Source organism: Rathayibacter sp. AY1D2 (assembly GCF_002932695.1).
Lineage (GTDB): Bacteria > Actinomycetota > Actinomycetes > Actinomycetales > Microbacteriaceae > Rathayibacter.
Genome location: NZ_PSVX01000048.1, coordinates 1 through 18,700, shown reverse-complemented (window position 1 = coordinate 18,700; position 18,700 = coordinate 1). Strand labels below are relative to the sequence as shown.

Here is an 18,700-nt window from a genome sequence, read left to right as displayed (position 1 = left end):
TTCGTTCGGTTCGAGCAGGACTCCGGCCGGGGTGCCGGCCGAGCGCTCGGAATCGATGGCGTGCTGCAGGATCACCACGGCGGCGACCTGGTCGATCACGGCTCGGGAGCCGCGGGTGGTGCGTCCGGAGCGGTGCAGGGCGCTCTGAGCGGTGACCGTCGACAGCCGCTCGTCGACGAGCCGCACCGGAGCGGTGGGCACCGCCTCGGCGAGCAGTCGAGCGAATCCGCGCGCGTCCTCCGTCGAGGCCGTCTCGGCCCCCGACAGCGACAACGGCAGTCCGACGATGATCGCCTGGGCATCGTACTCGGCGGCGAGGTGCGCGATCCGGGAGACGTCCGAGGATCCGCCGTCAGTGCCCGCCCTCGCGACCGTCTCGACGGGCACCGCGAGCAGGCCGTCGGCGTCGCAGCGGGCGACCCCGATGCGGGCACGGCCCACATCGATGCCGAGCCGGACGCCGAACCGGCTCATTCAGCTGGTCGCTTCCTGCACCACGGCCTCGAGCGCCGCGCCGATGGCGGAGACGTCGGAGCCGCCGCCCTGGGCGAGGTCGTCCTTGCCGCCTCCGCCGCCACCGAGGATCCCGGCGGCGCGCTTGGCGAGCGCACCCGCGCGGCGGCCCTGGTCGCGGGCGGCCTGGTTGGTGGCGACGATCACCGCGGGCTTGCCCGAGACGTCGGCGGCGAGCGCGACGACGGCCGGCTCCTGGCCGAGCCGCTCGCGGACGGAGGTCACGAGGGAGCGCAGCTCGTCGGTCGATCCCGCGGTGCCGATGCTCTCGGCGACGACGGTCGTGCCGCCCACCGTGCGACGGGTCGCGGCGAGGGCGGGCACCCGGTCGGCGAGGGCCTTGGCCTCGAACGCGGCGATCCGCTTCTCGGCGGCCTTGAGGCTCGCGACGAGCTCGCCGATCCGCTCGGGGAGCTGCTCGCGCGGGGTCTTCAGCGAGGACGAGATCGTGCTGACGAGGGCGCGCTCGGCGGCGAGCTCCTGGAAGGCCTCGCGGCCCACGAGCGACTCGACGCGGCGGTTGGTCGATCCGACCGAGGACTCGCTGACCAGGCTGATCACGCCGACCTCGGACGAGCGCCCGACGTGGGTGCCCGCGCAGAGCTCGCGCGACCAGGGCCCGCCGATGTCGACCACGCGGACGACGTCGCCGTACTTCTCGCCGAAGAGGGCCATCGCGCCGAGCGCCTTCGCCTCGTCGATCGGGAGCTCGCGCGTGACGACCTCGAGGTTGTCACGGATCGCCGTGTTGGCGATCTCCTCGATCTCGCTGCGGGTCTCGAGCGAGAGGGCCTGGTTCCACGAGAAGTCCAGGCGCAGGTAGCCCGCCTTGTTGTAGGAGCCGGACTGGTGCGCCTGCGGACCGAGCACCTGGCGCAGCGCGGCGTGGATGAGGTGCGTGCCCGAGTGCGCCTGCGTGGCGCCCCGGCGCCAGTCGCGGTCGACGACGGAGGTGGCGGCGTCGCCCACTCCGACCTCGCCGCTGGCGACCTGGACCTTGTGGCTGATGAGCCCCTTGACGGGCTTCTGCACGTCGAGGACCTCGAGATCGAAGCCGGAGCCGACGATGCGGCCGGCGTCGGCCTCCTGGCCGCCCGACTCCGCGTAGAGGCTGGTCGCCTCGAGGATCACCTCGGCGATGTCGCCCGCGACCGCCTTCGTGACGGAGTGCCCGCCGACGATGAGGCCGAGGATGCGCGTCTCGGTGTCGAGCACGTCGTAGCCGGTGAACAGCGTCTCGCCGTGGGCGCGGAAGTCGGCGTAGACCGAGAGATCGGCCAGCGCCGACTTCTTCGACTTCGCGTCGGCCTTCGCACGCGTGCGCTGCGCGGTCATGAGGGAATCGAACGCCTCGCGGTCGACCGTCAGACCCGACTCCTCGGCGATCTCGAGGGTGAGGTCGATCGGGAACCCGAAGGTGTCGTGCAGGAGGAACGCGGTGTCGCCCGGCAGCGTCGGCGACTCGGCCTTCTTCGTCTTCAGGACCGCGAGGTCGAGGATCTCGGTGCCGGCCGCGAGGGTGCGCAGGAACGCCTCCTCCTCGCCGTAGGCGCTGGTCGAGAGGCGCTCGAACTCCGTGGACACCTCGGGGTAGGCCGACGCCATCGCGTCGCGCGAGGCGGCGAAGAGCTCGGGGAACGTCGCGGTGTCCACTCCGAGCAGGCGCATGGCGCGCACCGTGCGGCGCATCAGGCGGCGGAGGATGTAGCCGCGCCCCTCGTTCGACGGCGTCACGCCGTCCGACAGCAGCATCAGCGAGGAGCGCACGTGGTCGGCGATGACGCGCATGCGGACGTCGTCCTCGTGGACGGCTCCGTAGCGGCGGCCCGAGAGCTCGGCGGCGCGATCGAGGACCGGACGGACCTGGTCGATCTCGTACATGTTCTCGACGCCCTGCTTGAGGAAGGCGACGCGCTCGAGGCCCATGCCGGTGTCGATGTTCTTGCGCGGCAGCTCGCCGAGGATGTCGAAGTCGACCTTGCTCGTGCCCTCGCCGCGGAGGTACTGCATGAAGACGAGGTTCCAGATCTCCACGTAGCGGTCGTCGTCCGTCGCCGGGCCGCCGTCGATCCCGTAGGCGGGGCCGCGGTCGAAGAAGATCTCGGAGCAGGGGCCGGCGGGGCCGGGCTGGCCGGTCGACCAGTAGTTGGTGTCCTTGTCCAGGCGCTGGATGCGCTCGTCCGGCAGTCCCGCGATCGTCTTCCAGAGCGCGATCGCCTCGTCGTCGTCCTTGTAGACGGTGACCCAGAGGTCCTTCTCGTCGAAGCCCAGTCCCCCGTCGCTCTCGGCGCCGGTGAGCAGCTCCCAGGCGTAGCCGATCGCCCCCTCCTTGAAGTAGTCGCCGAAGGAGAAGTTGCCGTTCATCTGGAAGAAGGTGCCGTGACGAGGCGTCTTGCCGACCTCCTCGATGTCGTTGGTGCGGATGCACTTCTGCACGCTGGTGGCACGCGGGTAGGGCGCGGGGACCACTCCGGTGAGGTAGGGCACGAACGGCACCATGCCGGCGACGGTGAAGAGGAGGCTCGGGTCCTCGCTCACGAGGGAGGCGGAGGGGACCACGGTGTGGCCGCGGCTCCCGAAGAAGTCGAGCCAGCGGTTGCGGATGTCTGCGGTCTGCATGGGTTCCGTTACGGTTCGGTCGGTGACGACGCGGATGTCGGGCGGCGGGGCGTCAGCCCTCGCCGATGGCGGCCTTCAGTTCGGCCTCGCGCTGGTGGTAGCCCTCGGAGACGGCCTCGCCGAGCTCCTTCGCGGTGCGGTTGATATCGGCGAAGAGCCGGGCGCCCGCCTCGGTGCGCGAGACCTGGTGGGCGACCGCGAATCCGAGGCCGATCCCGATGACGATCAGGAGGATGTTCTTCACGGGGTGTCCTTCCACAGCGGCGGGGCGGGCGCGACGGCGCGACGACCCGTTCGATTCTAGGGCGCGGGCGCGGCGCTACTTCGAGCGCGGGCGCTTCGTGCGCTTCGCGGCGGAGCGGCCGACCGCGGCTCCGGCCTTGTCGGCCGTCCGTCCGGCGACCAGCACGGCGCGGACTCCGGCGGTGAAGCCGGCGAGTTTGATGAGCGGACCGCCGACGGTCGCGGCCGTGAGAGCGACGAGCGCGTTGACGTTGCCGGTGACCTCGGCGACGTCCTTGGTGATCGTGTCCACCCGCGCGAGCTGGTGGTTGGCCTCGCGGAGGGTGGAGGCCGACTCGTCGAGGATCGGCGTCAGGCCGTCGCTGGCCTGCTTGATGGCCTCGCTCGTGCTGTCGAAGACGCGCCCGAGCTTCCAGAGCGGGACGGCGGTGATCGCCACCAGGATCGCGAACACCCCCGCGGCGATGAGCCCTGCGATGTCTCCACCGGTCACGGTGACCTCCGTTCGATGCCGCCCAGCGCGGCACTCCAGCCTACCGACGGGCCGCGAGAGGGTCGGACGCGGGGACGGGCGCTCGGCTCGGGCGCGACGGCCGGATCGGGCGCAGCGCGGGACTCTCGGAGCGCGGCGGGCACTCCGGATCGCGACCCCGGGAACGGGAAAGGCCCCGGTGCGGACACCGGGGCCTTTCTCTGCGGGGCTGGACTCAGCGGGCCGCGTAGTACTCGACGACGAGCTGCACTTCGCAGGTCACGGGGACCTCGGCGCGCTTCGGGCGGCGCAGGAGCGTCGCCTGCAGCTTGTCGATCTCGACCTCGAGGTAGCCCGGGGTCTTGGGGAGGACGTCGACGTGTCCACCGGCGGCGGCGACCTGGAAGGGCTCGGTGCCCTCGGAGCGGGTCTTGACGTGGATGACCTGGCCCGGCTTCACGCGGAAGGAGGGGCGGTCGACCGTCTTGCCGTCCACCATGATGTGGCGGTGGGTGACGAACTGGCGGGCCTGCGCGGTGGTACGGGCGAAGCCCGAGCGCAGGACGAGGGCGTCGAGGCGCATCTCGAGGAGCTCGACCAGGTTCTCACCGGTCAGGCCCTGGGTGCGGCGCGCCTCCTGGAAGGCGATGCGGAGCTGCTTCTCGCGGATGCCGTACTGGGCGCGCAGACGCTGCTTCTCACGCAGGCGGACCGCGTAGTCGGAGTCGGCCTTGCGCTTCGAGCGGCCGTGCTCACCGGGAGCGTAGGGACGCTTCTCGAGGTAGCGGGCGGCCTTCGGGGTCAGGGGGATGCCGAGGGCGCGCGAGAGGCGCGTCTTCGAGCGGGTACGGGACGTGGTCGACACAGTGGTCCTTCCAAGGTCTGAGAGGTTCGGTCGCAGCTCTCGACCGCCGGCTCCGGGAGGAGGGCGGACGCCGCGGTCGTGTCCTCCGCGGGTGCGGGGGAAGGGTGACCGCAGTGGCGGGCTGCGCGATTCAGAGGGATGCGCTGCTCCGCTCGGCTACAGAGCGGTGGGCAACCTCGCAAGACTATCAGGCCACGGCCTCCCGTGCGGGTCGCGCGAGTTCGTGGTCGGCGCGGTCAGCCCCGGTCGCCGCGGATGATGCGCAGGAGCTTCGCCAGTCGTGCGGAGACGTCGCGCTCGTTGCCGTGCTCGGTGGGCCGGTAGTACCGCGCGCCCTGGAGCGGGTCCGGGAGGTACTGCTGCTCGAGGACGCCGAGGTCGGCGTCGTGCGGGTACCGGTAGCCCTTCCCGTGGCCGAGCTTCTTGGCGCCGGGGTAGTGCGCGTCGCGCAGGTGCGCCGGCACCCGGCCCGCGCGGCCCGCGCGCACGTCCGCGATGGCCGCGTCGATGGCGGAGTAGGACGCGTTCGACTTCGGGGCGGTCGCCAGGTGCACGACCGCCTGGGCGAGCGGGATGCGCCCCTCCGGCATGCCGATGAACTGCACGGCGTCGGCCGCGGCGATCGCGACGACGAGCGCCTGCGGGTCGGCCATGCCGATGTCCTCGGACGCGGAGACGATGATGCGGCGGGCGATGAACCGCGGATCCTCCCCCGCCTCGATCATCCGGGCCAGGTAGTGCAGCGCCGCGTCGACGTCCGAGCCCCGGATGGACTTGATGAAGGCGCTGATGACGTCGTAGTGCTCGTCGCCGTTGCGGTCGTAGCGCAGCAGGGCGCGGTCGACGGCGCGCGCGACGACCTCGGTCGTGATCACGGGGAGCGCGGGCTCCGCGGCGGCGGCCTCGACGGGAGCGCCCTCGTCGTCCTCGTCCTCCTCGTCCGGGTCCTCCGCGGCGGCGGCGCGGGCGACCCGGTCGGCCTCGCGGGCCTCCGAGCGGGCGGAGGTGGCGGCGGCCTCGAGCGCGGTCAGCGCCCGCCGGGCGTCTCCGGAGGCGAGCCGCACGATGCTCGCGCGGGCCTCCTCCTCCAGCGTCACGGAGCCGCGGAGACCCCGCTCGTCGTGCAGGGCGCGGTCGACCAGGACGCCCAGATCGTCGTCGCTGAGCGGCTCGAGGGTCAGCAGGAGCGAGCGCGAGAGCAGCGGCGCGATCACCGAGAACGAGGGGTTCTCGGTCGTGGCCGCGATGAGGATGACCCACCCGTTCTCGACCCCGGGCAGCAGCGCGTCCTGCTGGGCCTTGGTGAAGCGGTGGATCTCGTCGAGGAAGAGCACCGTCGACGTGCCGTAGAGGTCGCGGGTGGAGAGTGCCTCCTCCATCACCTGCCGCACGTCCTTCACGCCCGCCGTGACGGCGGAGAGCTCGACGAAGCGGCGGCCGCTGGAGTGGGCCACCGCCTGCGCGAGCGTGGTCTTGCCCGTGCCGGGAGGGCCCCAGAGGATCACGGAGACCGCTCCCCGCTCCCCCGTGGTGTCGGCGGCGAGGGCGACCAGGGGCGAGCCGGGCGTCAGGAGGTGGCGCTGGCCGGCGACCTCCTCGAGGCTGCGCGGCCGCATCCGCACGGCGAGCGGAGTCGCCCCGGAGCGGAGTCCGGCCTGCTGCATGGTCATGCCCCCAGCGTAACGACGGCCTCCGACAGAGCCCCGGCCCGGCTGCCCGGCGCGACGGAGCGGCGTTTGTCGCGCCTCCGGCGGTTCTCGTAGGCTCGACGCGGCCTGCGTGCGCGGGCCGCCGCGCCGAAGCCGCGCGGACGAGGACGTCGGAGGAACACGTGGCCCAGGGCAAGTCGAACGACCGCGAGGCGCGCACCCGGCTCCGGGCCTACCAGGCCCGTCAGAGCCTCCACCGCTCGAGGCAGAAGCGGCGCGTGCGCGACAACGTGATCGCGGCGATCGCCGCCGTCGTCGTGATCGGGCTCGCGGTCGTCGCCCAGATCCTCTACTTCTCCGGCGGCCCCGGCACCCCGGTCGCCGAGCCGACCTCCTCCTCCTCCGCGACCCCGACGCCCGAGGCGACGGGGTCGAACACCGGCGACGTCCCCTCCTCCGACATCGCCGAGGGCCGCGACTGGACGGGCACGCTCACGATCGGCGAGGACCCGCTGGGCATCACGCTCGCCGGCGCCGCCGCCCCGCAGGCGGTGTCCTCCTTCATCTCGCTGACGCAGTCCGGCTTCTACGACGGCGTCTCCTGCCACCGCCTCACCACGGAGGGCCTCTACGTCCTCCAGTGCGGCGACCCGGACGGCGACGGCACCGGCGGACCGGGCTACAGCTACGGCCCCGTCGAGAACGCGCCCGAGGACGGCGTCTACCCGGCCGGGACCATCGCGATGGCCCGCCAGGGCGGCAACGGCTACAGCCAGGGCAGCCAGTTCTTCGTCGTCTACCAGGACACGACCCTGCCCGCCGACGCGGCCGGCGGGTACACCGTGCTCGGGCAGGTCACCTCGGGACTGGACGCGCTCGTCAGCGACGTCGTGTCGAAGGGCACGGCCGACGGATCGGGTGACGGCGCCCCCGCCGAGCCCGTGACCATCACCTCCGTCTCCGTCGAGTAGCCGCACCCGCGGCGTCGTCACGGTCCGCCCGCGCGGGGAGTGCAATAGGCTTGTCGTCACTGCCCGTTCGCGGCCGAGCGCGGTCTTCGGCCCTCCGGCCGTCGAGCCCCACCGGCCGACGACGCGACGGGCACCGAGAAGCACGACATCGAACAGCAAGGTGAGGCTCCGAGCGATGAGTGACCAGCAGCCGTGGGGACGGGTCGGCGACGACGGGACGGTCTACGTCCGCGTCGGCGACGGGGAGCGAGAGGTCGGCCAGTACCCCGATGCGACTCCCGAGGAGGCGCTCGCCTACTACGAGCGCAAGTACACGGAGCTCGCCGGGCAGGTCTCCCTGCTCGAGCAGCGCGCCAAGCGGGGCGCACCCGCCGGAGACGTCGCCCGCACGGTGCAGTCGCTGTCCGCGGCCATCGCGCAGGCGAACGCGGTCGGCGACCTCGAGTCGCTGCAGACCCGGGTCGACGCGCTGAGCGGCTCCGTCGAGGATCTGACCGAGCAGCAGGCGGCCGAGTCGAAGGCCGCGCTGTCCGAGGCCCTCGCCTACCGCGAGGCCATCGTCGCTGAGGCCGAGGCCCTGGCGGCTGTCGACCCGGCGAAGACGCAGTGGAAGCAGGCCAGCGCCGCGATCGACGACCTCTTCGCCCGCTGGCAGAACCACCAGCAGCAGGGCCCGCGCCTGCCCAAGAACGACGCGAACGAGCTGTGGCGCCGGTTCCGCGGTGCGCGCACCACGATCGAGCAGAACCGCAAGGCGTTCTTCGCCGACCTCGACTCCGCGCACCGCGAGGCCAAGCAGGCCAAGCAGGCGCTCATCGACCAGGCCGAGGCGCTGGTGCCCCAGGGCGCCGACGCCATCCCGGACTACCGCGCGCTCCTCGAGCGCTGGCGGGTCGCCGGCCGTGCAGGCAAGCGGTTCGACGACGCGCTCTGGGCGCGCTTCAAGGCCGCCGGCGACGCGATCTACGGCGCCAAGGCCGAGATCGTCGCGCAGGAGAGCGTCGAGTACACCGAGAACCTCGACCTCAAGCTCGCCCTCCTCGAGGAGGCGGAGCCGCTCCTGCAGGAGCAGGACCGCGAGAAGGCCAAGCGGGTGCTGCTCTCGATCCAGGAGCGCTGGGACGCCGTCGGCCGCGTGCCGCGCGAGCAGGTGCGCACCGTCGAGGACCGCCTCCGCAAGGTCGAGGCGCACGTCCGCAAGCTCGACGAGGAGCACTGGAACCGCAGCAACCCGGAGCGCAAGGCCCGCTCCGAGGGTCTGGCCTCGCAGCTGACCGCCGCGATCCAGAAACTCCAGGACGAGCTCGACGAGGCGAAGGCGCGCGGCGACCGCGACGCGATCGCCCAGGCTCAGGAGGCGCTCGACGCCCGCAAGGTCTGGCTCGACGCGATCGGCTAGACCCGCTCCGGCGGATCCCTCCACAGATCCGCGCGCGACGCTCCGGAGGGGAGGCGCATCGGCCAGCATGGCCGGATGCGCCTCCCCTCCGTTCTCCTCCCCGGGCACCTCCCTCTCGCGGAGCTGTGCGCCGCCCGCCTCGACGGCGAGCTGGTCGCGCTCGACGAGGGCTTCCTCGTCGCGGACCTGCCCCTGGGGGCGTCCGAGCGGGCCGCCTCCCTGCGCTCGCTGCTCCCCCGCGGCGCCGTCGCCGATCGTCTCTCCGCCGCGTGGGTGCACGGAGCGATGCACCGTCCGCCGAGGGTGCACAGCGCCTCGATCGACCGGCGGAAGCGCCGACAGGCGCCGTCGAACCCCCGCCTGCGCTGCCACGAGGTCCTGCTCGACGAGGACGACGTCGTCCTCCTCGGCGGCGCGCCCGTCACATCGCCTGCCCGCACCCTGATCGACCTCGCCCGGACGGAGGACGCGGGCCGGATCCTCCGGGCGCTCTCTCGGAGCACCGGGACCGGCCTCGACGCCGTCCTCGCGAGGCTGGAGGAGGGCAGCGCCGTCGCCGGACGGAGGATCGTCGGACGACGGCTGCGGGCGGCGCTGGGCGAGGCGCCGCCCGGGGATCAGCCCGCGTTCACCCGGTAGACGTCGTAGACGGCGTCGATCCGGCGCACGGCGTTCAGCACGCGGTCCAGGTGGGTGGTGTCGCCCATCTCGAAGACGAACCGGCTGATCGCCAGCCGGTCGCTCGAGGTCGAGACCGTCGCCGAGAGGATGTTGACGTGGTGCTCCGAGAGCACGCGCGTCACGTCGCTCAGCAGGCCCGAGCGGTCCAGCGCCTCGACCTGGATCTGCACGAGGAAGATGCTCTTGGAGGACGGCGCCCACTCGACGTCGACGATCCGCTCCGGTTCCTTCAGCAGCTCCTGCACGTTGTGGCAGTTCGCCTGGTGCACGGAGACGCCGGCTCCCCGCGTCACGAATCCGACGATCTGATCGCCCGGAACCGGAGTGCAGCACTTCGCGAGCTTCACGAGGATGTCCGGCGCGCCCTTCACGAGGACGCCCGACTCGCTGCTCCGGCTCCGCGGCCGGGGCGAGCGCGGGAGGGTGACCTCGTTCTCGTCCGACTCCGGATCGCCCTGGATGGAGGAGACGACCTTCTCGAGCACCGACTGGGTCGAGACGTGGCCCTCGCCGACGGCCGCGTAGAGCGCCTCGACGTCGTTGTAGCGCAGCTGGCTGGCCACCTCGGTGAAAGTGTCTTGGCTCATCAGCTTCTGCAGCGGCAGGTTCTGCTTCCGCATCGCCCGGGCGATGGAGTCCTTGCCCTGCTCGATCGCCTCGTCGCGCCGCTCCTTGGTGAACCACTGCCGGATCTTGTTGCGTGCCCGGGGGCTCTGCACGAAGTGGAGCCAGTCCTGGCTCGGTCCCGAGTCGGGGTTCTTCGAGGTGAAGACCTCGACCACGTCGCCCGTCGTCAGAGCCGACTCCAGCGGCACGAGGCGCCCGTTGACCTTGGCGCCCATCGTCCGGTGCCCGACCTCGGTGTGCACCGCGTAGGCGAAGTCGACCGGGGTCGCACCGGTCGGCAGGCCGATCACGCGTCCCTTCGGGGTGAAGACGTAGACCTCCTTGGCGCCGATCTCGAAGCGGAGGGAGTCGAGGAACTCGTTCGGGTCTGTGGTCTCCGACTGCCAGTCCGAGAGGTGCGCGAGCCAGGCGAGGTCGGTGTCGTTCGATCCGGAGGTGGGCACCTTGCCGGTGGCCATCTGCTCCTTGTACTTCCAGTGCGCCGCGATCCCGAACTCTGCGTGCTGGTGCATCTCGTTGGTGCGGATCTGGATCTCGACCGCACGCCCCTTCGGCCCGACGACCGTCGTGTGCAGCGACTGGTAGAGGTTGAACTTCGGAGTGGCGATGTAGTCCTTGAACCGGCCCGGCATCGGCGTCCAGCGGGCGTGGATCGAGCCGAGCACGGCGTAGCAGTCGCGCACCGAGTTCACGAGGACGCGGATGCCGACCAGGTCGTAGATCTCGTCGAACTCGCGACCGCGGACGACCATCTTCTGGTAGATCGAGTAGTACTGCTTCGGCCGGCCGACGACGCGACCGCGGATCCGCCCGGCCCGCAGGTCCTCGCTGATCAGGTCGATGACGTTCTGCACGAACTCCTCGCGCTGCGGCGTCCGCCGCTTCACCAGGCTCTCGATCTCGTTGTAGATCTTGGGGTAGAGCACCGCGAAGGACAGGTCCTCGAGCTCCCACTTGATCGCCTGGATGCCGAGGCGGTGCGCCAGCGGCGCGTAGATCTCGAGAGTCTCGGTGGCCTTGCGGGCGGCGGATTCGGCGGGGACGAAGCCCCAGGTCCGCGCGTTGTGGAGGCGGTCGGCGAGCTTGATGATCAGGACGCGGATGTCCTTCGACATCGCCACGATCATCTTGCGGACGGTCTCGGCCTGCGCGCTGTCGCCGTACTTGACCTTGTCGAGCTTGGTGACGCCGTCGACGAGCATCGCGACCTCGTCGCCGAAGTCCGCGCGGAGCTCGTCGAGCTGGTAGTCGGTGTCCTCGACGGTGTCGTGCAGCAGCGCGGCGGCGATCGTCTTCGAGCCGATGCCGAGGTCGGCGAGGATCTGCGCGACGGCCAGCGGATGAGTGATGTAGGGCTCGCCGCTGCGGCGCTTCTGGTTCGCGTGCGCCCGCTCCGCGACCGAGTAAGCGCGCTCGATCAGCGCGATGTCGCTCTTCGGATGGTGCATCCGGACGGTGCGGACGAGGGTGTCGACAGCACCGGAGGGCTGCGCGCGCGAGAAGATCCGCGGGACCAGTCTGCGCAGGGCAGCGGTCGAGGACGTCGTCGTCGTTTCCGTCACGCGAGGATCTCCATCGCCCCATTATCGCCCGTGCGGACGGTGCCGATGACCGTTCCGCCCGGGGCGGACGGCGCCGGCGTCAGCCGATGCGTCCGGGGCGCCCCTCGCCGTCGACCACGTCGCCGCCCGCCGCGGCCCAGGCGGTCATGCCGGCGTCGACGTTGGTGACCTCGTATCCGGCGCCCTCGAGGGCCTGCGTCACCATCGCGGAGCGGACTCCGGAGTGGCAGACCACCAGGATCGCCGTGTCGGCCGGGAGCTCGTCCTGCCGGGCGCCGATCTCCCCCATCGGGATGTGATGGGCGGCCGGAGCGTGCCCCGCCGCCCACTCGTGCGGCTCCCGGACGTCGAGCAGCCAGACCTCGTCGCGCGCGACGAGTCCGACGGCGTCGCCCGCGGTGACCTGTGCGTAGTCGGCCACGGCTCAGCCCTGCACGGCCGGCGCGGCCGGAGCGGCCGCCTTCGCCCGGGCCGACTCCACGCGCTTGTCGTGCTTGGAGATCTCGGGCTCCCGGCTGCGCAGCTGGGCGTACAGCGGCGCCGCGACGAAGATCGTCGAGTACGTGCCGACGATGATGCCGATCAGCAGGGCGAGCGAGATGTCGCGGAGCGTGCCCGCGCCGAGGACGAACGCACCGATCACGAGGATCGCGGCCACTGGGAGGGCGGCGACGATCGAGGTGTTGATGGAGCGCACGAGAGTCTGGTTCTCGGCCAGGTTCACCGTCTCGGAGAAGGTGCGGGTCGTGCTGCCGAGCGCCTCCACGGTGTTCTCGCGGATCTTGTCGAAGACCACGACCGTGTCGTAGAGCGAGTAGCCGAGGATCGTCAGCAGTCCGATCACCGCCGCCGGCGACACCTCGGTGCCGGTGATGCCGTAGACGCCCGCCACGATCACGAGGTCGTGCAGGAGCGCGACGATCGCCGCGAGCGACATCTTCCAGGTGCGGAAGTACGCCCACATGGCCAGGGCCGCGAGGACCACGAAGATCACCAGGCCGCGCAGGGCCTGCTGAGTCACGTCGTTGCCCCACGCCGCTCCGATGAAGGAGGAGGCGACCTGGTCGGTGGGCACGTCGTAGGCCTCCGACAGGGCGTTCCGCACCGCGGTCGACTCGTCTGTCGAGAGCTGGCCGGTCTGCACGCGGATGGAGTCGTCGCCGACGATGGACACTCGCGGCACGGTCTCGGGAGCGACCGAGGTCACCGCATCCGTCGCCGTCGCCTGCTCGAGGCTCGACGGCGAGGACACCGTGAACTGCGAGCCGCCGGTGAACTCGATGCCGAAGTTGAAGCCGCCGCGGGCGACCGTCCCGAGCAGCGTGATCAGGATCAGGGCGAGCGAGACGAGGTACCACGTGCGGCGCCGGCCGACGAAGTCGATCGATCGCGCACCGGTGTAGAGGTCGTTTCCGAACTGCGAGAAGCTGGCCATCACGCGTCCTTCCCGTTCGAGTCGTTGGAGTCGCGCAGGCCGGCCGCCTCGGCGGCCTTCCGCTCGGCGATGGTCTGGCGCTTGGCCGCCTCACGGGACGCGGAGGCGCGCTTGCCGGCGACCACCTGGTCCTGCGGACGGAAGGCGGCTCGGCCGCGGTACACGGCCCCGAGCGCCCGGGGATCCAGGCCCGAGGCCTTGTGCCCCTCGGCGAAGAACGGTCTCGTGGCCATCAGCTGCAGGATCGGGTGGGTGAACAGCGCCACCACGATCAGGTCGATGATCGTCGTGATCCCGAGGGTGAGCGCGAAGCCGCGGACACTGCCGACGGCGAGGAGGAAGAGGACCACCGCGGCGAGCAGGTTCACCATGTCGGACGCGAAGATCGTGCGCAGCGCGCGCCGCCAGCCGGACTCGACGGCGGACTCGAGGCCGCGTCCGTCGCGGAGCTCGTCGCGGATGCGCTCGAAGTACACGATGAACGAGTCGGCCGTGATGCCGATCGCGACGATGAGACCCGCGACTCCTGCGAGCGAGAGGCGCAGTCCCTCCCGCCAGGACAGCAGCGTGACGACGAGGTAGGTGACGATCGCCGCGACGAGCAGCGAGGCGATCGTGACGGCTCCGAGCACGCGGTACTGCGCGATGGAGTAGACGATGACGAGTATCAGGCCGATGAGGCCAGCGAGCAGGCCGCTGGCGAGCTGGGCGGAGCCGAGCGTCGCCGAGATGCTGTCCGAGCTCTGGACCTGGAAGCCGATCGGCAGCGCGCCGTACTTGAGCTGGTCGGCGAGCGTCTTCGACGACTCCTGCGTGAAGGAGCCCGAGATCTGCGCGTTGCCGTCCGTGATGGCGGCGTTCGTCGACGGGGCCGAGATGACCCGGCCGTCGAGGACGATCGCGAACTGGTTCTGCGCACCCTGCAGCGCCACGAGGCGCGAGGTCGTGGCGCCGAAGGCCTGCGTGCCCTGGTCGTCGAACGAGAGGTTGACGGCCCAGGTGCCGGTGCTGGCACCGGAGGAAGTCGTCATCAGGCCGTTCGAGGCGTCCGAGATGTCCTCGCCGGTGATCTCCACCGGGCCGAGGACGTATTTCACCGTCCCGCTGTCGTCGCAGGTGATGAGCGGCTGGTCGGCCGGGGCGAGGTTCGGGTCCTGGCCGTTGAGGTACGCGCAGTCGAACGAGGTGTACTGGGCCTCGAGCGCCGGCGTGAGGTAGGCGAGGTCGCTCGCGTTCGTCGGCGAGGCGGTCGGCTCCGTCGCGAGCGACGGGTCGACGGGTGTCGGCGTGGGCGAGGACGTCGCGTCGCCGCCGACCGAGCTGTTGGTGGCCTGGCTCGCGACGAGGACCGGGCGGAAGTCGAGCTTCGCCGAGGCCTCGATGCGCTGGAGCGTCTCGTCGTCGGGCGTGCCGGGGATCGAGACGACGATGTTGCTCGAGCCCTGGGTCGTGATCTCGGCCTCGGAGACGCCGGACGCGTCGATGCGCTGGCGGATGATCGAGACGGCCTGCGTCAGCTGCTCCGACGAGACGGTGTCGCCGTCGTTCAGCTGCGGCTGCAGGACGATCTGCGTGCCGCCCTCGAGGTCGAGGGCGAGCTTCGGCGTCCAGGAGCCGCCGCCCCAGAGGACGGCCGCCGTATTGAGTCCGACGAGAGCGAGGATCAGGACACCGAGCCAGCTCAGGGAGCGGCGGGCCTTCCGGACGGGGGTTGATGCGGCCACCCAGGGCTCAGCTTTCTCTTCGGTCGACGGTGATCGGCCCGGGGACGCCCGGGTGTGGAGAAGGGCGGGCGGGCGCCGATGCGCCCGGCCCGCCCAGGAGACTACTGCGCGTCGGGGCGGCGGTCGCGCTCGACCGGGTCCACCAGCGGGTCGCGGTGCGCGGAGTCGCGCTCGCCGAACTCGGGCGAGCCGGTCGCGGTCAGCGGGTCGGCCTCGTCCTCGGTCTCGACGACGACGGCGTTCTCGCTCGGGTCGATGAGCCGGGCGATCGCCTGACGGTGGATGGTCAGCAGCGTGCCGGGGGTCGACTCGATGACGATCTTGTTCGCCTCGTCGTCGATCGACACGACGGTGCCGAAGAGGCCGGAGCCGGTCATCAGCTCCACCCCCGGCTGGAGGTTGTTCTTCATGCTCTCCGCGTCGCGCTGGCGCTTCTTGTTGTTGCGGAACATGAAGATGATCATCACGGCGAGCAGCAGGACGAGCAGGATGATCGTCGGATCCATGGGTGGGCCTTCCGGAGTGGATGGGCGATCCGCCGCGCGGCCTCAGGTCGAGGCGGAGCGGATCGAGCGGCCCGTCGGGCCTAGAGAATCATAGATCATCGGGGAACAGGGGCGGCTGAGCCGCCGTCCCCCGTGGGTCGATGCCGAAGTGGCGGTAGGCGGCGGGGGTCGCCACGCGGCCGCGCGGCGTCCGGGTCAGCAATCCGATCCGCACGAGGAACGGCTCGACGACGGCCTCGACCGTCTCCGCCTCCTCCCCCACCGACACGGCGAGGGTGTTCAGGCCGACCGGCCCGCCGTCGAAGCGGGTCAGCACGATCTCCATCACCGCGCGGTCGAGCCGATCGAGTCCGAGCGCGTCGACGTCGTAGAGCTCCAGCGCCGCGCGGACGGCGGTCACGTCGGCCCGTCCGCCGTGGACCAGGGCGAAGTCCCGCACCCGCCGGAGCAGGCGGTTGGCGATGCGCGGGGTGCCTCGGCAGCGGCCGGCGATCTCGGCGATCGCGTCCGCGTCGATGTCGAGCTCGAGCAGCCGTGCCGCCCGGGCGAGCACCTGCCGCAGCTCGTCCTCCGCGTAGAACTCGAGGTGCGCGGTGAAGCCGAAGCGGTCGCGGAGCGGATTGGGCAGCAGGCCGGAGCGGGTCGTGGCGCCGACGAGCGTGAACGGGGCGAGATCCAGCGGGACGGACGTCGCTCCCGCCCCCTTGCCGACCATGATGTCGATCCGGAAGTCCTCCATCGCGAGGTAGAGCATCTCCTCCGCGGAGCGCGCCATGCGGTGGATCTCGTCGATGAAGAGGATCTCGCCGGGCAGCAGCGAGGAGAGGACGGCGGCGAGGTCGCCCGCGTGCTGGATCGCGGGGCCGCTGGAGAGCCGCAGGGGCGAGGAGCTCTCCTCCGCCACGATCATCGCGAGGGTCGTCTTGCCGAGCCCGGGCGGGCCCGCGAGCAGGATGTGGTCGGGGGTCCGGCCCTGCATGGCCGCGGCCTTGAGCAGCAGCTCGAGCTGGCCGCGCACCTTGCGCTGGCCGACGAACTCGCTGAGGTTCCTGGGGCGCAGTGCACCCTCGAAGGCGACCTCGGCCTCCGAGGCGACCTCGGCGCCCAGCACCTCGTCGCTCACGAGCGGGCCGCCGGGCCGAGGCGGGCGAGGGCGAGCCGGAGCAGCGCCTGCACGTTCGCGGCGTCGGAGGCCTGCGCGTCGAGCAGGATCTCGTCGACCACGTCGGCCGCGGTGCGCTCGGGCCAGCCGAGGCCGACGAGCGCCGCGAGCACGTTCTGCGCGGCGGTGGCGGCGGGACCGGAACCGCGGGCGGCGCGCGGACGGACGGTCACCTTGCCGGCGAGGGACAGGATGATCAGCTTCGCCGTCTTCGGGCCGATGCCGCTGACCTTCCGGAACACCCCGTCGTCCTCGTCGGCGACCGCCTGCGCGATCCGGTCCGGCTCGACCGCGCCGAGCACGCCGAGGGCGGACTTCGGGCCGACGCCGGTCACGCCGATCAGCAGCTCGAAGATCTCGAGCTGCTCCTCGTCGGGGAAGCCGTAGAGGGTGAGCGAGTCCTCGCGGACGACGAGCACGGTGCTGACCGTGGTCTCGTCGCCGACGCGCATCTCGAGCGCGTGCTGCGGGGTCACGTTCACCGCGTAGCCGACGCCGTGGACGTCGAGGACGGCGAGACTCCCGCGGGCGGAGAGGACGGTGCCGCGGAGGGAGGAGATCACCGCGTCAGTCTAGATGCTCGAACAGGCGTTCGACTCGCGGCCTCGGCGGCGCGCCACGCCCGCTGCGCTGCTGTGCCGCCCGCCGCTCCGTCGGCACCGGCTCCCGCCGACCCGGAGGAGGGCGCGAGAGGGGCCCGCCAGGCGTGGCAGACGGCCAGGGCGAGGGCGTCGGCCGCGTCGGCCGGCCGCGGCGGGGCGTCGAGCCGGAGGACGCGCTGGATCATCGCGGTGACCTGGCGCTTGTCCGCGGCTCCGTAGCCGGTGACGGCGGCCTTCACCTCGCTCGGAGTGTGCATCCCGACCGGGAGCCCGCGCCGGGCCGCCGCGACGAGGGCGACGCCGCTGATCTGCGCGATGCCCATCACGGTGCTGACGTTGTTCTGCGCGAAGACCCGCTCGATCGCGACGGCGTCGGGGCGGTGCTCGTCGAGCAGCGCCTCGAGCCCGTCGCCCAGGGCCAGCAGGCGGCGCTCCAGCGCGTCATCGGGCGGTGTCCGGAGGACCGTCACGTGCACGAGGGTCGCGCGGCGGTCGCGCGAGACGTCGACGATGCCGACGCCGCAGCGGGTGAGCCCGGGGTCGATCCCGAGGACGCGCATCAGGCCGCCCCTCGGGATCGGGCCGGGCTCACCGCGTCACTCCTCGTTCTCGAGCTCGGCGCGCACCTCGGCGGTGATGTCGAGGTTGGTGTAGACGTTCTGCACGTCGTCCGAGTCCTCGAGCGCGTCGATCAGGCGGAAGACCTTGCGGGCCGTCTCGGCGTCGGCCTCGACCTGGAGGGAGGCGACGAACTCGATGTCGGCGGAGTCGTAGTCGATGCCTGCCTCCTGCAGGGCCGAGCGGGCCGGGACGAGCTCGCTCGGCTCGACGCGGACCTCGAAGCTCTCGCCGTGGTCGAGCACGTCGTCGACGCCGAAGTCGAGGACCGCGCCGAGCACGTCGTCCTCGGTGACGCTCTCTCCGTGGGGCACGGAGATGACGCCCTTGCGCGCGAAGTTGTAGGCGACGCTGCCCGGGTCGGCCATGGTGCCGCCGTTGCGGGTCATCGCGGTGCGGACGTCCGCCGCGGCGCGGTTCTTGTTGTCGGTGAGGCACTCGACGAGCAGGGCGATGCCGTTGGGGCCGTAGGCCTCGTACATGATCGTCGTGTAGTCGATGACCTCGCCGGTGAGGCCGGCACCGCGCTTGATCGCGCGGTCGATGTTGTCGTTCGGCACCGAGGTCTTCTTCGCCTTCTGCACGGCGTCGACGAGCGTCGGGTTGCCGGAGAGGTCGGCGCCGCCGATCTTGGCGGCCACCTCGATGTTCTTGATCAGCTTGGCGAAGGACTTCGCGCGGCGCGAGTCCTTGATCGCCTTCTGGTGCTTGGTCGTGGCCCACTTGGAATGCCCGGACACGGTGCTCCCTCGGAAATCTCGTTGCGTGCGGCCCCCGAGGGCGCCGCTGATGGCAGGGGCCAGTCTATTCGAGAGCCGGTCCGCGCCCGTCTCGGCCCGAGCACCGAGCCTTCCGCGCCCGTCTCGCCGTCGACGAGCCGCCCTCCCGGCGCGCCCCCGCACTGCCGAACGCACGATCCGCGTCCCAGCGGATCCCGCTAGGCGGACGCGACACGCCAGGTGGTCTTCCACGACTCCACGCTCCAGTACTGCCCCACCTGCCAGACCGACGGCAGGATCCTCGCCGACCGGCTGCTGTCGCGGCTGATCAGA

At 71.6% G+C, this 18,700-nt stretch carries 17 protein-coding genes and 2 pseudogenes; 4 read left to right on the top strand and 15 right to left on the bottom strand.

Annotated elements, in window-relative coordinates; genetic code table 11:
- The 6 genes and pseudogenes from ruvX to C5D04_RS12890 all read right to left on the bottom strand — a co-directional run.
- Window positions 1-474, bottom strand: a pseudogene (gene ruvX, locus C5D04_RS12915) (Holliday junction resolvase RuvX); the annotation flags it as partial.
- Window positions 475-3,132, bottom strand: coding sequence for an alanine--tRNA ligase (alaS, locus tag C5D04_RS12910; protein ID WP_104296193.1), 2,658 nt, complete (start codon window positions 3,130-3,132; stop codon window positions 475-477). It lies immediately after the preceding pseudogene.
- A gap of 52 nt (window positions 3,133-3,184) precedes the next feature.
- Window positions 3,185-3,376 carry a hypothetical protein gene (locus C5D04_RS12905; RefSeq protein WP_104225329.1) on the bottom strand — a complete coding sequence of 64 codons (192 nt, stop codon included), beginning with the start codon at window positions 3,374-3,376 and terminating at the stop codon, window positions 3,185-3,187.
- 75 nt (window positions 3,377-3,451) lie between these two features.
- Window positions 3,452-3,868: a DUF948 domain-containing protein gene (locus C5D04_RS12900; RefSeq protein WP_104224759.1), complete on the bottom strand. Its 417-nt coding sequence runs from the start codon at window positions 3,866-3,868 to the stop codon at window positions 3,452-3,454.
- 214 nt (window positions 3,869-4,082) lie between these two features.
- Window positions 4,083-4,712: a 30S ribosomal protein S4 gene (gene rpsD / locus C5D04_RS12895; protein WP_068210518.1), complete on the bottom strand. Its 630-nt coding sequence runs from the start codon at window positions 4,710-4,712 to the stop codon at window positions 4,083-4,085.
- Window positions 4,713-4,948: 236 nt separating this feature from the next.
- Window positions 4,949-6,382, bottom strand: coding sequence for a replication-associated recombination protein A (locus tag C5D04_RS12890; RefSeq protein ID WP_104347795.1), 1,434 nt, complete (start codon window positions 6,380-6,382; stop codon window positions 4,949-4,951).
- Window positions 6,383-6,543: 161 nt separating this feature from the next.
- On the opposite strand from C5D04_RS12890, the gene C5D04_RS12885 reads away from it, so the two are divergent.
- The 3 genes from C5D04_RS12885 to C5D04_RS12875 all read left to right on the top strand — a co-directional run bounded on the left by C5D04_RS12885 (window position 6,544) and on the right by C5D04_RS12875 (window position 9,370).
- The gene (locus C5D04_RS12885; RefSeq protein ID WP_104325434.1) at window positions 6,544-7,332 is read left to right on the top strand and encodes a peptidylprolyl isomerase; all 789 of its coding nucleotides are present in this window, start codon (window positions 6,544-6,546) and stop codon (window positions 7,330-7,332) included.
- Between the two features lie 175 nt (window positions 7,333-7,507).
- On the top strand, window positions 7,508-8,731 hold the full coding sequence (locus C5D04_RS12880) for a DUF349 domain-containing protein (RefSeq protein ID WP_104224762.1): 1,224 nt from the start codon (window positions 7,508-7,510) through the stop codon (window positions 8,729-8,731).
- Window positions 8,732-8,806: 75 nt separating this feature from the next.
- Window positions 8,807-9,370, top strand: a complete 564-nt coding sequence (locus C5D04_RS12875) for a type IV toxin-antitoxin system AbiEi family antitoxin (RefSeq protein ID WP_104347794.1) — start codon at window positions 8,807-8,809, stop codon at window positions 9,368-9,370.
- On the opposite strand, the gene C5D04_RS12870 is transcribed toward C5D04_RS12875, so the two are convergent.
- The 9 genes from C5D04_RS12870 to C5D04_RS12830 all read right to left on the bottom strand — a co-directional run bounded on the left by C5D04_RS12870 (window position 9,349) and on the right by C5D04_RS12830 (window position 18,388).
- Window positions 9,349-11,601, bottom strand: coding sequence for a bifunctional (p)ppGpp synthetase/guanosine-3',5'-bis(diphosphate) 3'-pyrophosphohydrolase (locus C5D04_RS12870; protein ID WP_104225334.1), 2,253 nt, complete (start codon window positions 11,599-11,601; stop codon window positions 9,349-9,351). The genes C5D04_RS12875 and C5D04_RS12870 overlap by 22 nt on opposite strands.
- A gap of 79 nt (window positions 11,602-11,680) precedes the next feature.
- Window positions 11,681-12,022 carry a rhodanese-like domain-containing protein gene (locus C5D04_RS12865; RefSeq protein WP_104347793.1) on the bottom strand — a complete coding sequence of 114 codons (342 nt, stop codon included), beginning with the start codon at window positions 12,020-12,022 and terminating at the stop codon, window positions 11,681-11,683.
- Window positions 12,023-12,025: 3 nt separating this feature from the next.
- Window positions 12,026-13,036: a protein translocase subunit SecF gene (gene secF, locus C5D04_RS12860; protein WP_104269500.1), complete on the bottom strand. Its 1,011-nt coding sequence runs from the start codon at window positions 13,034-13,036 to the stop codon at window positions 12,026-12,028.
- Window positions 13,036-14,760 (bottom strand): protein translocase subunit SecD, encoded by a 1,725-nt coding sequence (gene secD / locus C5D04_RS12855; RefSeq protein WP_104347792.1) that lies wholly within the window; start codon window positions 14,758-14,760, stop codon window positions 13,036-13,038. The genes secF and secD overlap by 1 nt, the downstream gene beginning before the upstream one ends.
- A 101-nt stretch (window positions 14,761-14,861) precedes the next feature.
- Window positions 14,862-15,266, bottom strand: coding sequence for a preprotein translocase subunit YajC (gene yajC, locus C5D04_RS12850; protein ID WP_104233318.1), 405 nt, complete (start codon window positions 15,264-15,266; stop codon window positions 14,862-14,864).
- Between the two features lie 88 nt (window positions 15,267-15,354).
- Window positions 15,355-16,389, bottom strand: coding sequence for a Holliday junction branch migration DNA helicase RuvB (gene ruvB / locus C5D04_RS12845; protein ID WP_104224769.1), 1,035 nt, complete (start codon window positions 16,387-16,389; stop codon window positions 15,355-15,357).
- Complete coding sequence (gene ruvA / locus C5D04_RS12840; protein WP_104225337.1) at window positions 16,386-16,991, bottom strand: Holliday junction branch migration protein RuvA; 606 nt, start codon at window positions 16,989-16,991, stop codon at window positions 16,386-16,388. The genes ruvB and ruvA overlap by 4 nt, the downstream gene beginning before the upstream one ends.
- Window positions 16,988-17,590 (bottom strand): crossover junction endodeoxyribonuclease RuvC, encoded by a 603-nt coding sequence (ruvC, locus tag C5D04_RS12835; RefSeq protein WP_104225338.1) that lies wholly within the window; start codon window positions 17,588-17,590, stop codon window positions 16,988-16,990. The genes ruvA and ruvC overlap by 4 nt, the downstream gene beginning before the upstream one ends.
- 36 nt (window positions 17,591-17,626) lie before the next feature.
- The gene (locus C5D04_RS12830) at window positions 17,627-18,388 is read right to left on the bottom strand and encodes a YebC/PmpR family DNA-binding transcriptional regulator (protein WP_104224772.1); all 762 of its coding nucleotides are present in this window, start codon (window positions 18,386-18,388) and stop codon (window positions 17,627-17,629) included.
- 204 nt (window positions 18,389-18,592) lie between these two features.
- Between C5D04_RS12830 and C5D04_RS18720 the strand changes: the two are divergent.
- A pseudogene (locus tag C5D04_RS18720) lies at window positions 18,593-18,700 on the top strand (Fpg/Nei family DNA glycosylase); the annotation flags it as partial.

Bases quoted from the DNA above. Each gene is read 5' to 3' on its own strand.
- C5D04_RS12890 (WP_104347795.1), bottom strand. From the start codon at position 6,382: ATGACCATGCAGCAGGCCGGACTCCGCTCCGGGGCGACTCCGCTCGCC.
- ruvC (WP_104225338.1), bottom strand. From the start codon at position 17,590: ATGCGCGTCCTCGGGATCGACCCCGGGCTCACCCGCTGCGGCGTCGGC.
- alaS (WP_104296193.1), bottom strand. From the start codon at position 3,132: ATGCAGACCGCAGACATCCGCAACCGCTGGCTCGACTTCTTCGGGAGC.
- secF (WP_104269500.1), bottom strand. From the start codon at position 13,036: ATGGCCAGCTTCTCGCAGTTCGGAAACGACCTCTACACCGGTGCGCGA.
- yajC (WP_104233318.1), bottom strand. From the start codon at position 15,266: ATGGATCCGACGATCATCCTGCTCGTCCTGCTGCTCGCCGTGATGATC.
- C5D04_RS12875 (WP_104347794.1), top strand. From the start codon at position 8,807: ATGCGCCTCCCCTCCGTTCTCCTCCCCGGGCACCTCCCTCTCGCGGAG.
- C5D04_RS12880 (WP_104224762.1), top strand. From the start codon at position 7,508: ATGAGTGACCAGCAGCCGTGGGGACGGGTCGGCGACGACGGGACGGTC.